Genomic DNA, 13,676 nt, shown 5'->3' with positions numbered 1-13,676 from the left:
CATATGACACGCGGCGGCAATCTGCCGCCCGCTTTTGGTATTTCTGTTGATTGATCTATAAGGAGACCCCTACATGGCAAATTCTCGTGAGGAACAACTGCGCAACAGCCGCCGTCTGGCCCGCCAGATGCTGGGCGCTGTGGCGCTTGTCCTGGTTGTGATCGGTCTGTTCACCGTCCTGAACTGGTGTGTGGCTGCCCTGCGCGCCGCGCTGGACGATTCTGACCGCCGTGAACGCTTTGCCGACCGTGTCTACGGCCTGGTTATGTTCGACGTACTGCCCTTTGATGATGTTTCGGCGGTGGATTCCACCGTGTTCCGTCAGGCAGCTATCTGGGGCACCGTCTACCAGGCCCAGAAGGACGGTACACTGGACGACTACGAGCGCGATACCGAGACCGGATCGCTGATCCTGCCCCAGCTGGAGATCGACACCTACCTGACCAACCTTCTGGGACCGGATTACCCCCTGGAAGAGGGCAGCTTCGAAACCGAAGAGTTCATCTACAACTATGATGCCGACCGCCAGGGCTATCTGGTGCCGGTTACCGGCGCCGTGGGCCTGTACACCCCGGAAGTGGAAAAAATCTGGACCCAGTCCGGCAAGACCTACGTCACCGTGGGTTACATTCCTACCATCAGCAACAGCTCCACAGGGGAACTTTCCCTGACGGCACCCACCGAGCCCACCAAGTACATGGACTTTGTGTTCAGCCGCGGCGAGAACCGCCAGTGGTACCTGACCGCTTTGCAGGAAAGCGAAATGCAGGTGGAGACCCAGGATTCCGCCACACCGGCTCCCACCAGCTCGGTGGATGATCCCCAGGCGATGGTGCAGGGACAGCTGGATTCCACCATGACCGATGCCGCCAACAGCAGCGACACTGCCTCCGAAGAGCTGGTGCCGGAAGAAAATACCGACGAAAGCAACACCGGGGACGGAACCACCGGAGAAGAGACGCCCACCGAGGACAATACCGGGGACGAAACCGGCGATGGCGGCGACGGCGGCGATTCTTCCGCAGAATCCACCGACGAACCGGCCACCTCCACGGCGACCTCCGATTAAATCAGAAAACAGACAGCCCCGCGCGGATGCAACACCGTGCGGGGCTGTTTTCGCTTTTATTTTATATATAAGGAATAAGAAAAATCACCGGGGCAGGTCCTGGCCATTTAGGCAGGCACGCACCAGGACGTCCTTGTCATAGTGCAGTGCCAGATGGAAGAAGGGCTCATCCTTGGCCAGCAGGTCAAAGAAAATCTTGTCGCCCTCCCAGATGGGCAGGGAAGGAACGGCGTTTTTGTCCACCCATTCCAGGTCGCCTTCGTCACAGGAACGCATCTCACCGGAAAAATCGATGCAGGTAAACAGGTGCATCCGCTCGGCAGGCCAGGGCGGACAGAAAAAGTCCACAATGCCCCGGTACAGCGGCGTGTGCATGGTCAGGCCGGTCTCTTCCCACACTTCCCGCAGGGCACAAGCCACCGCATCCTCCCCGGGCTCGAACTTGCCGCCCACGCCGATCCACTTGTCCTTGTTCACGTCCTGCTCCTTTTTCACCCGGTGCAGCATCAGGTACTGCCCGTCTTTCTCCAGATAACACAGGGTGGTCTGCAACAACTCCATACTACGCCTCCCGGTAGGATGATTTTCTCCATCTTACCACGCTGCCCGGCAAGGGTCAAATGTCTTTGCTTGCATAATTTGGCTGGGGATGCAGACAATACCAACAGCCAAGGAAGCAAATACCAAAAGCAGAAGTTCAAGGAGAATCGATATGAAAGCAACAGGAATCGTGCGCCGCATTGACGAGCTGGGCCGGGTGGTCATCCCCAAGGAAATCCGCCGCACCCAGCGCATCCGCCAGGGCGACGCGCTGGAAATCTTTACCGACTCCGGCGGGGAAGTGGTGTTCAAGAAATATTCCCCCCTGGTGGAGCTGGGACAGATCTCGGGGGTGTACGCCGATGTGCTGTCCAAAAACCTGCGCCGTCCGGTGCTGGTGTGCGACAGGGATACCATTGTGGCGGCCACCGGCCCCAACAAGGGGGAACTGAAAGGCCGTCCGGTGTCCGATGCCATGCAGAAACTGCTGGCCATGCGCACCCCCTACACCGCCCCTGATGATCCCGAACGGCGCATGCGCGCACTGGAACGCAGCGACCGCCAGATTTTGTGCGCGGCCCCCATTGTGGCCCACGGGGACGTGGAAGGCGGCGTGCTGCTGCTGGGAACCGCCAAGGACCCCGCTCCGGACGAGCACACTGCCGCGTCCATTGCCATAGCGGCGGCATTTCTGGCAAAATGGATGGAAGAATGACCCCATGACCCGCGGATCGACCCTGCATCGGGAAGTGTCCGCGGGTCGCTTTGTGTCAAAACTGTTAAACTTTCAAACTTTTCTACAAAAACTCTTGACAGCGGGGGAAGGTGAGCTATAATAGACTTAGCACTCGGAGATAGAGAGTGCTAAACGAGAACGAAAGGAAGTGGGCGGCATGGCAATGGACCGGCGCAAGCAGCGCATTCTGGAAGCCGTCGTCGCCCTGTACGGGGCCGACGGGGAACCGGTCGGTTCCGGCCTGCTGGCCAATTATTTCGACATGGCCCTCTCCAGCGCCACACTGCGCAACGAGATGGCCGCCCTGACCAAGCTGGGGCTGCTGGAACAGCCCCACACCAGTGCGGGCCGGGTGCCCAGCGCACAGGGTTACCGCTATTATCTGGATCATCTTTTGGGGGCCCCGGGCGTCACCGAGCTGCCCCAACAGGACCGCGAACACATTGATGAGCTTTTTGCCGCCATGGACGCTGAGCCGGAAAAGCTGGCCCAGAGCGCAGCCCGCGCCCTGGCCGAGACCACCGGCCTGGCGGCGGCGGTCACCACGCCCCGGTCTGACGACCTCTGCATCGCCCACTTTGAGGTGGTACAGGTGGGGCGCTACACCGCGGCTGTGCTGGCCGTGACCAGCGCCGGCGGCGTGCGGACCCGGGTGGCCCGCGTGGCGGACGGGTTCTCCCGCGCCGACGCCCAGACTTTGGCCACCCAGCTCAACTGCAACCTGACCTTTGTGGTGCCGGAGGACGTGACCGAGACCTTGAGCGCCGAGCTGCTGCTGGCAGCCGGGCAGCGCCTGGCTCCGGTGGTCCGCGCCGCCGAAGCGCTGGTGCGCACCACACCGCGGGTCTATTTTGAAGGTGCGCAGCATCTGGCCCAGATGACCGATGTGCGCAAAAATCTGGGCTTGCTTCTGGAGATTTTCTCCGACAGCGAAGCGGCCCGCACCCTCATCGAACCCCATGGCAACAAACTCACCGCCACTTTGGGTGAGGATGTCCGCCCCGAAATGCCGGGTGTCTGCGTGGTCAGCAAACGGTATCTGGCGGGCGGTGGGCTTACCGGCACGGTGGCTCTCATCGGATCCAACCGGATGCATTTCCAGCAGATGATTCCCATCCTTGAATATTTTGCAACCAAACTCGGGCAGCAGATGTCCGGAAAAAAGCAGGAGGAGCAGACATGAGCTCTACAAACGAAACCAAGAAGCCCAACGGCGCGGCCGAACCCGCGGCGGAAGCCCAGAGCGCTCCGGCTGACACGGCACCCGCCGCTGAGCCCAACGCCGAGGACACCGCCCCCAAGGCAGACAAAGATGCCAAGCCGGAAAAAGAAAAGAAAGACTGGTTCGGCAAGAAGAACCGGGAGCTGGAAGCCGCCCAGGCCAAGCTGGAAGCGGCCGAAGCCAAGAACAAGGAGCTGAAAGACCAGCTGCTGCGCACCGCGGCCGAATATGACAACTACCGCAAGCGCACCGCCCGGGAAGCTGATATGAAGTTCAACGACGGTGTCAGCCACGCCGTCACCCAGATCCTGGCCATCCTGGATACCCTGGATATGGCCGCCAACGCCGACTGCACCGACGAAAACTACAAGAAGGGCGTTGTGATGACGCTGGACAAAGCCGCCAAAGCCCTGGATACCCTCCACATTGTGGAGATCGAAGCCCTGGGCAAGCCCTTTGACCCGCAGTTCATGAACGCCGTGCAGCAGGTTCCGCCCGAAGAAGGGCAGGAGAGCGGCACCGTGGTCCGGGTCTTCCAGAAAGGCTACAAGATCGGCGACAAGATCATCCGCCACGCCACGGTGGTTGTGGCCGAATAAAGCATGAACCGGGTGCAAAGCCCGTTTCAGATAAATCAGATATTTCCAATCATCATCGAACCATAAACAAAACAACAACCCCAGACCCTGACAAGAGGGCAAAGGGAAAGATAATTGAAGGGAGTTTTACACTATGAGTAAGATCATCGGTATTGACCTTGGTACTACCAACAGCTGTGTCGCCGTTATGGAAGGCGGCGAACCCGTCGTTATTGCCAACTCCGAAGGCGCCCGCACCACGCCTTCCGTTGTCGGTTTCACCAAGACCGGCGAACGTCTGGTGGGCCAGGTGGCAAAGCGCCAGGCCATCACCAACCCCGAAAACACCATTTCTTCCATCAAGCGTAAGATGGGCACTGCCGAAAAGGTTCATGCCGGCGGCAAGGACTACACCCCCGAAGAGATCAGCGCCATGATCCTGAGCAAGCTGAAGGCCGACGCCGAAGCTTACCTGGGCGAGCCTGTCACCGAGGCCGTCATCACTGTGCCTGCCTACTTCAACGACAGCCAGCGTCAGGCCACCAAGAACGCCGGCACCATCGCCGGCCTGAACGTGCGCCGTATCATCAACGAACCCACGGCCGCTTCTCTGGCATACGGCATCGATAAGGAAGCCGACCAGAAGATCATGGTCTACGACCTGGGCGGCGGCACCTTCGATGTCTCCATCATCGAGATGGGCGACGGCGTGACCGAAGTTCTGGCCACCAACGGTGATACCCACCTGGGCGGCGATGACTTCGACCAGCGCATCATCGACTGGATGGCCGAGGACTTCAAGCGCGAGAACAACATCGACCTGCGTCAGGACAAGATGGCTGCCCAGCGTCTGAAGGAAGCCGCTGAGAAGGCCAAGATCGAGCTGTCCAGCGCTACCTCCACCAACATCAACCTGCCCTTCATCACCGCTGACGCCAACGGCCCCAAGCATCTGGATATGACCCTGACCCGGGCCAAGTTCAACGAACTGACCTCCGATCTGGTCGACCGCACCATGACCCCTGTCCGCAAGGCTCTGGCCGATGCCGGCCTGAAGGCCAGCGACCTGAAGAAGGTCCTGATGGTCGGTGGTTCCACCCGTATCCCGGCTGTCTATGACGCCGTGAAGAAGGAACTGGGCTGCGAACCCTTCAAGGGCATCAACCCCGATGAATGTGTCGCTGTGGGCGCTGCCATCCAGGGCGGTGTTCTGCAGGGCGACGTCAAGGGCCTGCTGCTGCTGGATGTCACCCCGCTGAGCCTGGGCATTGAGACCCTGGGCGGTGTCTGCACCAAGATCATCGACCGCAACACCACCATTCCTACCAAGAAGAGCCAGATCTTCTCCACCGCTGCCGACAACCAGCCCAGCGTGGAAGTCAACGTCCTGCAGGGCGAGCGTGAGTTTGCCCGCGACAACAAGAGCCTGGGTACCTTCCACCTGGACGGCATCGCTCCGGCTCCCCGTGGCGTGCCTCAGATCGAAGTTACCTTTGATATCGATGCCAACGGCATTGTGCACGTAAGCGCCAAGGACCTGGGCACCGGCAAAGAACAGAGCATCACCATCACCGCTTCCACCAACATGAGCAAGGACGACATCGACAAGGCTGTCAAGGACGCCGAGCAGTATGCCGCCGAGGACAAGAAGCGCCGCGAAGAGGTCGACACCCGCAACAACGCCGACCAGATGGTCTTCCAGACCGAGAAGGCCCTGAACGAGCTGGGCGACAAGGTTTCCGCCTCTGAGAAGAGCGAAGTCGAGACCAAGCTGTCCGCCCTGAAGGAAGCCCTGAAGTCCGGCACCATCGATGACATCAAGGCCAAGCAGGACGACCTGCAGAAGGCTTTCTACGCCATCAGCGAGAAGGTTTATCAGCAGGCTGCCCAGCAGCAGGGCGCCCAGGGCCAGCCGAACCCCGGCCAGCAGGCTCCCAACAACGGCCAGGCGGATGACGGCGCCGTTGACGCCGACTTCCATGAAGTCTGATCTGTCCAAAATCAAAATCCAGTAAGTTCCCATTGGGCCGCCACCGGGATTTCCGGCGGCGGCCATTGTGGGGCTTGTACAGAAATAAAGGTGTGATTCTATGGCAGACAAAAGAGATTACTACGAGGTCCTGGGCGTCGGCAAGAATGCCAGCGAAGCCGAGATCAAAAGTGCCTACCGCAAGCTTGCCAAAAAGTACCACCCCGACCTGAACCCCGGCGACAAGACCGCCGAGGAAAAGTTCAAAGAGGTCAACGAGGCCAACGACGTTCTGTCCGACCCGGAAAAGCGTAAGCGGTACGACCAGTTTGGCTTTGCCGGTGTGGATCCCAACTATGCCGCGGCCAACGGCGGCGCCGGTTTCGGCGGCGCGGGCGGCTTTGGCGGCGTGGACCTGGGTGATATCTTCGGCGATATCTTCGGCGGCGGCTTCGGTGGTTTCGGCGGTTTCGGCGGCGGCAGCGGGCGTACCCGCGCCAATGCGCCCCGCAAGGGCCACGACATCCAGGCCAGTGTGATCCTGACCTTTGAGGAGGCGGCCCACGGCTGCGCCAAGAAGGTTACCATCAACCGGCAGGAATCCTGCCCCGATTGTCAGGGCACCGGTGCCGCCAAGGGTACCAGCCCCGAAACCTGCCCCCAGTGTAACGGCCGCGGGTATGTGGTGACCCAGCAGCGCACCCCCTTCGGTGTGATGCAGAGCCAGCAGCCCTGCCCCCATTGCGGCGGGCGCGGTACCGTCATCAAGGACCCCTGCAAAACCTGCCGGGGCACCGGCAAGGTGGGCAAACGCAAGACGCTGGAAGTCAACATTCCCGCCGGTATCGACGATGATCAGAACATCGCGCTGCGCGGCCAGGGCGATGCCGGTTCCAACGGCGGCCCGGCCGGTGATGTGATCGTCCATGTGACCGTCAAGCCCGACCCCATCTTCCTGCGGGACGGCTACGATGTGACCGTGCGTGTGCCCATTACCTACAGCCAGGCGGTGCTGGGCGATGAGATTGAAGTGCCCACCGTGGACGGCCGGGTTTCCCAGCGCATCCCCGAAGGCACCCAGAGCGGCACCCGCTTCCGTCTGCGCGGCCAGGGCATCCAGTATCTGAACGGCCGCGGCCGCGGTGACCAGTATGTCATCGTGGAAGTGGAAATCCCCAAGAAGCTGACCCGCGCCCAGCGCGACGCCCTGAAAGCCTTTGATGATTCCCTCAAGGACGACAACTACGAAAAGCGCAAGGGCTTCTTCAAGAACCTGCGCGATCGCTTCAACAAATAACCCATAAGCGCCAAGCCGCGCCCTGCCGGGGCTGTCCCCGGTGGGGCGCGGCTTTTTGTGTGCGGTGCGGTTGCGCTTTGCCCGGTTTTGGGATATAATAAAACCCGTATGCAACCATCCTTTTTCGCCCGCACAGACGGGCAACGCAAGACAGGAAAGGACGAAAGACCGTTGCAAAAAATCAAAGAGTTTGTCGCCGGGCACCGCCTTGTGTTGGCAAGGCTCCTGCTGGCGATTGTGACAGTGCTGGTGCTGGCCTGGGCGGGGTATGACCTGTCCCAGCGGGTGGATGATCAGCCGGTGTACCGAATCGTCAACGACGATTACAGCCGGACGGTGGAACTGCCGCAACCGGACGGCCTGGTACAGGCCCTGCCGGTGCAGGCAGGCCAGGAGCTGTACGGTGTGCGCCTGAACCTGACCACCTACAACCATGCCTTTGCCACCGGACAACTGTGCGCAGAGCTGACCGATGAAGCCGGCCAGGTTCTGGCCCAGGGTGCTTTGGACTGCATCACCCTCAAGGACAATACCTTTGCCGCGGTGATTTTTGACCGGGCGTATACCCCCGCCGATCCGGGAACACTGTATCTGCATGTGTGGTATGAGGGCACAATCGGCGACGATGCCGGCTGTCCCATCGGATTGTGGGTCAGTGAAACCGTCGCCGCCCCCGCCGAAGATTCCGGTTTGTCCGGCGCCATGCCCCTGCAAGAGTACGATACCGGCAAAAATCTGGACGCCACGGCGGCGGTGCAGTATGTGGTGGATTATTCCGGCCGTTGGTCCCGCACCCTGTCCGCCGTGTTGGGGGGGCTGCTCTTTGCGGCGGTGATGCTGGCCTTTGCGCTGTTGGTGCGGCATCGGGCCTTCTGGGCCGTGGTGCTGGTGGGCGGCCTGCTGCTGGGCGGCGCGTTCAGCGTGGTGACGCCGCCTCTGGTGGGCCCCGACGAATACACCCATCTGGCCAACAGCTACCAGGCAGCCAGTGAGCTGCTGGGCCAGCCCCTGACCAACGGGGAAGAGGACGGCTGGCGGCTGTTGGTCCGTTCCTGCGACGCCCCGTATTTCGCGGCCCAGAGCGGGGATATTGGTATCTTTGCCTATAAGGAATATCTCTCCCACCTGGGGGATACAACTGCTTCAAACCTGCCCGATACTTCCAGTGAGTTCACCGTGGGCGGCAGTTTCAACCATACCCTGTACCTGGGGCAGACCCTGGGGGTGGCCCTGGCGCGTCTGCTGGGCCGCGGCTTCCACGGTATGCTGCTGGCAGGGCGCCTGGGCAATCTGCTGGTCTACCTGATTCTGGCGGCACTGGCTGTGGCCCTGGCTCCCAAACGTTGGAAAGGCCTTCTGACCTGTGTGAGCCTGCTGCCCCAGACCTTGCAGCTGGGAGCCAGCTTTTCCGCCGACGCCACCGTGCTGGGGCTGGTCTTCTGCTTCACCGCCCTCTGCTTCGCTCTGCGCCAGCGTCCCGCCCGTCGTGCCGAACTGGTGCTGCTGGCGGTTCTGGCCTTCCTCATCGGCCCGGCCAAGGCCATCTATCTGCCGGTGCCCGCCCTGGTGCTCATGGTGCCGGCGGCCCATCTGGACCCCCGCCGCCATCCCGCTGCGCCCACCGTGGCGCTGGGCGGATGGCAGGTGCGCCCGGGCATCCTCGTCAAGGTGCTGGCTCTGGCGCTGGCGGTGCTGGGCTGGGTGAACCTCAACCTGGGCGCGTTGGTGTATGCCACCCGGGACGTGGACAACGTGGGTCTGACCCGCGCTGCCGTTGCCGTGGTCATTGCCGCCGCCCTGCTGGCCCTTGTATACTGGAAAATACACAGAAGCCCCCGCCTGCGCAAGGTCTTTTATGGCGTGCTGGCGGTGGGGTTGTGTGTGGCCGTTCCGGTGATGTTCTGGCGGCTGACCCACATGTGGGGCGGCCTGACCCCCGAACAGCTGGTGGACAGCGTCCAGGCCAACGGCGATTCCATCTACACCTACTCCGCCGGCTATATCTGCCGCAACCTGCCCGGCACCATCAAGCTGCTGCTGCGCTCGGTGAGTGCGGAGGGCGCCTCCTGGCTGCAGGGCCTGCTGGGCACGGCGCTGGGCGAACCCATCGTCTATCCCATCACGGTCAGCTGGCTGCTGGGCGTGGGCCTTGTGCTGACCCTGCTGGCAGCCTGCCTGCCCCACACCGATGCGCCGTCCCTGCCGGGGCGTGTGCGCGCCGGGGGCTGGGTCATCGTGGCCCTGGTGGTGGGGCTGACCTTCTTCGCGGCCCTCAGCTGGACCCCCATCAACTACACCACCATCTTCGGCGTGCAGGGGCGGTACTGGCTGCCGGTTTTGCCCCTGGCCCTGATCTTGCTGGGCGGTACCCGCACCTTTGCGGTGCGCCGCAGCGTGGCCCGGCCCGCCGTGATGGCCACCGTCTGCCTCACCTCGCTGGTACTGCTGCAGGGCGCCGGGCTGTATGCCCAGTGGCAGATGACCTGATCTTTTTATGCCGGAATCCGGCCTTGTGCCGGTTCTGATACAATCAAACATCCAGCCGGGAAATCCCGGCTGCAGGAAAGGAATTTACCATGACTGTTCAGAGAGATACCATCATCATCGACATCCTGAAGAACGACCCCGCCCAGGGCTGTGTGCCCATCTTCCAGAACGCCGGCATGCATTGCCTGGGCTGCATGGCTGCCCACGGCGAAACCGTGGAGCAGGCCTGCGCCGTCCATGGCCTGGACCCCGACACTCTGGTCGCCCAGCTCAATGAATACTTTGCCAAGCAGTAAGTCGGTACCGCACCTGGACGCCCGGCTGTCGGCGGCGGCGGAATTCGTCCGCCCCGGCGGCATTGCGGCGGATATCGGGTGTGACCACGGCAAACTCAGTGCATGGCTGGTGGGCAGCGGACGCTGCCCGCTGGTTTTTGCATGTGATCTTCGCCCCGACCCGCTGTCTAAGGCCCGCCGTGCCTGTGCCCCTTACGGGGACAAGGTACAGTTCCGGCTGGGGTCCGGGCTGGAGGTGCTGCGCCCCGGGGAGGTCACCGACATCGTCATCGCCGGTATGGGGGCCCAGACCATCATGGAGATTCTGGAAGCCGCCCCCTGGGTTTTCGATCCGGCCTACAACCTGGTGCTGGTGCCCGCCACCAAACACAGCCTGCTGCGCCGCTGGCTGGCTGTGAAAGGCTTTACCCTGCAGGGGGAAACCCTGGCCCACGCCGCCGGGCGCTGGTATGCCGTTATGAACGCCCGCTATACCGGCAACCCTCATACCCCCACCGGATTGTGGTGCCTGTGCGGATTGGTACAGGGCCAGCCCGGTGCCGAAGAATACCGCGCCCAACAGGCCGGAAAGCTGAAAAAATACCGCAGGGGCCTGCCCGACGGCCCGGAAGCCGACGGGGTGGACGCCCTAATTGCAGAAGTGGAGGCAGGAAAATGGCCGTGACCGTACAGCAAGTTTTGCAGATTCTCAAAGAATTCGCACCCCCGGAGCTGGCCTGCAGCTGGGACAATGTGGGCCTGCTGGTGGATGCCGGCCGTCCGGTAAGCGCCGTGGCGGTGGCGTTGGACATCACCGCCGATGTGGTGAAGGAAGCTGCCGACAGCGGCTGTGACCTCATCGTGTCCCACCACCCGGTGATCTTCAATCCTCTCAAGCAGATCGGCGCCGACGATGTGCCGGCGCTGCTGCTGAAAAATGGCATCTCCGCCATCTGCATGCACACCAACCTGGATGCCACCGCCGGCGGCGTCAACGATACCCTGGCGGAAATTCTGGGCATGGAAGATACCGAATCCTTTGCCGAAGGCTGCGGCCGCATCGGCACCGTAAAGTCCACCACCGCCGCCGAACTGGCTGAGCTGTGTGCCCGGCGCCTGGGAGCCCATCCCCAGTATGTGGAAGCCGATCACCCCGTGACCCGCCTGGCGGAAGTCAGCGGGGCAGGGGGCAGCTACCTGCAGGAGGCCATCGACCTGGGCGCCGACTGCCTGGTCACCGGGGAGGCCGCCCATCACATCGCCCTGCTGGCCCATCAGAAGGGCATCGGCCTGGTGGTGGCCGGACACTGGGCCACCGAACATCCGGTCACCCGGGTGCTGGCCGAACATCTGGCCGCCGCCCTGCCGGACGAGGTGCGCATCACCCTGTCCCTGGCCGACACCGACCCGTTTGCCTATCTTTGATTCATCTGCCTGGCCATCCGGGCAAAACCGTCTTTTGGAAAGAGGAGAACAACCATGGCACTGGATGCCGCAACCCTGGACCTGGTCGCCGCCGAGCTGCGGGACAAGCTGCTGGATGCCAAGATCGACAAGATCTTTGAACCTACCCGGGACGAGGTGCTCATCACCCTGCGCACCCGCACCGAGACCTATCGTCTGCTTCTGTCGGCCCGCAGCGGGTCCGCCCGGGTCTGCCTGACCCAGGAAACCTTTGAAAATCCCCTTACCCCGCCGGGCTTCTGCATGCTGCTGCGCAAGCACCTTACAGGCGGTCGCCTCATCGATCTGCGCCGGGAACCGGGAGACCGCGTCGTCTTCTTCGACTTCCGCTGCACCAACGAGATGGGGGACCTAGTGGTGAACACCCTGGCCGCCGAGCTCATGGGCCGGTATTCCAACCTGGTGCTGTTCCGGGACGGCAAAATCGTGGACGCCCTCAAACGGGTGGACTTTGAGGACAGCGAGATCCGCCAGCTGCTGCCCGGCCTGCCCTACACTCTGCCGCCCAAGCCCAACAAGCCGGATTTTCTGGCGGTGAGCGGGGCAGCCGTGGTGGAGGCTGCCTGCCGGACCGACTTGCCCGTGGCCCAGGCCCTGGGCAAGTCGGTGGGCGGCGTGGGCCCGGTGGTGCTGCGGGAGGCCGCCTGGCGTGCCTTCGGCGGCGAGACCGCCCTGGCCGCCTGTGACCTGAACGAGGAGCAGCGGCAGGCCCTGTGTGCTGCGCTGGATGACCTCAAAGCCGAGCACGCCGCCGGGGGACACCCCACGGCGGTGCGGCTGCCCCAGGCGGACGGTTCCCTCAAGCCGGTGGAGTTCAGCTTCTTTGCGCCGCAGCAGTACGGCGGCAAGGCCCAGCTGACCCAGTACCCTTCCTACAGCGTCATGCTGGAGGATTACTACGCCACCAAGGACCGGGCCGAGCGCCTGCGCCAGAAGAGCCGGGAACTGTACAAGGCGGTGCACAACATGTACGAGCGTGCTGTGCGCAAACAGGCGGCCCGGCGGGAGGAGCAGGCCCAGAGCCAGAAGGCCGATACCCTGCGCCTGTGCGGCGAACTGCTCCAGGCCAACCTGTGGGCCATCCACAAGGGAGACCGGGAGGCCACGGTGGAAAACTACTACACCGGGGAGCCTATGACCATCCGGCTGGACCCCCGCCTGGGGCCCAACGAAAACGCCCAGAAGTACTTCAAGGACTATAAGAAGAAGCAGACCGCCGGCGAAATGCTGAAAAAACTGCTGGTGGAAGGGGAAACCGAGATCGAGTATCTGGCCACTGTGCTGTATGAGGTGGAATCCGCCCCCGGGGAGCAGGCCCTCAATGAGATCCGGGCCGAACTGAAGAGCCAGGGCTACCTGAAATACTTCAAACAGCGGGACAAGCGGCAGAAACCCGCCGATTTCCTGCGCTACCGCTCCAGCGACGGCTTTGAAATCCTGGTGGGCCGCAACAATACCCAGAATGACAAGCTCACCCTGCACACCGCCCGGGGCAAGGACCTGTGGTTCCATGTGCAGAAAGCCCCCGGCAGCCATGCCGTGGTCATGAGCCGGGGCGAGGACATCCCCGACACCACCAAGGAGGAGGCGGCCGAACTGGCGGTGCTCCATTCCAGCCAGAACGGCGGGGCCAAGGTGCCGGTGGATACCACCGAGGTGAAAAATATCTGGAAGGCCAACGGCGCCAAGCCGGGCATGGTTCTGTATGAGGTGTATACCACCGTGTATGTCACCCCGCGCCCCGGTCTGGAAGAACAGCTGCGGGTGAAATAGGCAACCGGATACAAGTAGGATACATCTGTAAAAAAGCGCGTTCTTTTCTCGTCTTTTGGTGGGAAAGGAACGCGCTTTATGCTATACTGGGGATAAGAAACAAAGGCTGTCCCGCTGTCCTTGCAGGAGCAGCCGGGAAAAGAGGAATGTCCCATGCGCGCCCGCCTTGCCTGCCTGTCCCTGACCCTTGCCGCCGGGCTGCTGCTGTGTGCCTGCACCGGTGAATCCTCTGCACCGGACCCCGCCCCAACCCCGGCGCCCACACC

At 62.4% G+C, this 13,676-nt stretch carries 12 protein-coding genes; 11 read left to right on the top strand and 1 reads right to left on the bottom strand.

What is annotated here, in order from left to right; translation table 11 throughout:
* The first annotated feature begins 73 nt into the window (after positions 1-73).
* Positions 74-1,069: a hypothetical protein gene (locus H6B15_RS09815; RefSeq protein ID WP_204647812.1), complete on the top strand. Its 996-nt coding sequence runs from the start codon at positions 74-76 to the stop codon at positions 1,067-1,069.
* An 84-nt stretch (positions 1,070-1,153) separates the two neighbouring features.
* Here H6B15_RS09815 and H6B15_RS09810 read toward each other — a convergent pair whose 3' ends face one another.
* Positions 1,154-1,630 carry an NUDIX hydrolase gene (locus tag H6B15_RS09810; RefSeq protein WP_204647811.1) on the bottom strand — a complete coding sequence of 159 codons (477 nt, stop codon included), beginning with the start codon at positions 1,628-1,630 and terminating at the stop codon, positions 1,154-1,156.
* A gap of 151 nt (positions 1,631-1,781) precedes the next feature.
* Between H6B15_RS09810 and H6B15_RS09805 the strand changes: the two genes are divergently transcribed.
* The 10 genes from H6B15_RS09805 (at position 1,782) to H6B15_RS09760 (ending at position 13,410) form a co-directional block, all read left to right on the top strand.
* The gene (locus H6B15_RS09805; RefSeq protein WP_204647810.1) at positions 1,782-2,324 is read left to right on the top strand and encodes a stage V sporulation T C-terminal domain-containing protein; all 543 of its coding nucleotides are present in this window, start codon (positions 1,782-1,784) and stop codon (positions 2,322-2,324) included.
* 178 nt (positions 2,325-2,502) lie between these two features.
* Positions 2,503-3,528: a heat-inducible transcriptional repressor HrcA gene (gene hrcA / locus H6B15_RS09800; protein WP_204647809.1), complete on the top strand. Its 1,026-nt coding sequence runs from the start codon at positions 2,503-2,505 to the stop codon at positions 3,526-3,528.
* Positions 3,525-4,166 (top strand): nucleotide exchange factor GrpE, encoded by a 642-nt coding sequence (gene grpE / locus H6B15_RS09795; protein ID WP_204647808.1) that lies wholly within the window; start codon positions 3,525-3,527, stop codon positions 4,164-4,166. The genes hrcA and grpE overlap by 4 nt, the downstream gene beginning before the upstream one ends.
* A gap of 133 nt (positions 4,167-4,299) precedes the next feature.
* Positions 4,300-6,135, top strand: a complete 1,836-nt coding sequence (dnaK, locus tag H6B15_RS09790; protein WP_204647807.1) for a molecular chaperone DnaK — start codon at positions 4,300-4,302, stop codon at positions 6,133-6,135.
* A 100-nt stretch (positions 6,136-6,235) separates the two neighbouring features.
* Entirely contained in the window at positions 6,236-7,411 is a 1,176-nt protein-coding gene (dnaJ, locus tag H6B15_RS09785) for a molecular chaperone DnaJ (RefSeq protein ID WP_204647806.1), read from the top strand.
* A gap of 213 nt (positions 7,412-7,624) precedes the next feature.
* The gene (locus tag H6B15_RS09780) at positions 7,625-9,898 is read left to right on the top strand and encodes a DUF2142 domain-containing protein (RefSeq protein ID WP_204647805.1); all 2,274 of its coding nucleotides are present in this window, start codon (positions 7,625-7,627) and stop codon (positions 9,896-9,898) included.
* Positions 9,899-9,987: 89 nt separating this feature from the next.
* Positions 9,988-10,194: a DUF1858 domain-containing protein gene (locus H6B15_RS09775; protein ID WP_204647804.1), complete on the top strand. Its 207-nt coding sequence runs from the start codon at positions 9,988-9,990 to the stop codon at positions 10,192-10,194.
* A complete protein-coding gene (locus H6B15_RS09770) occupies positions 10,181-10,858 on the top strand; it encodes a class I SAM-dependent methyltransferase (protein ID WP_243424364.1) in 678 nt (225 codons plus the stop codon). Before H6B15_RS09775 ends, H6B15_RS09770 begins: the two co-directional genes overlap by 14 nt.
* Positions 10,849-11,598: a Nif3-like dinuclear metal center hexameric protein gene (locus H6B15_RS09765; RefSeq protein ID WP_204647802.1), complete on the top strand. Its 750-nt coding sequence runs from the start codon at positions 10,849-10,851 to the stop codon at positions 11,596-11,598. The genes H6B15_RS09770 and H6B15_RS09765 overlap by 10 nt, the downstream gene beginning before the upstream one ends.
* Positions 11,599-11,652: 54 nt before the next feature.
* On the top strand, positions 11,653-13,410 hold the full coding sequence (locus tag H6B15_RS09760; protein ID WP_204647801.1) for an Rqc2 family fibronectin-binding protein: 1,758 nt from the start codon (positions 11,653-11,655) through the stop codon (positions 13,408-13,410).
* The last annotated feature ends 266 nt before the right edge of the window (positions 13,411-13,676 follow it).

The sequence above is a fragment of the Gemmiger formicilis genome, assembly GCF_016900095.1.
Taxonomy (GTDB): domain Bacteria; phylum Bacillota; class Clostridia; order Oscillospirales; family Ruminococcaceae; genus Gemmiger; species Gemmiger formicilis_A.
The sequence above is the reverse complement of the archived record's forward strand: the minus strand, read 5'-3'. Positions and strand labels throughout refer to the sequence as shown.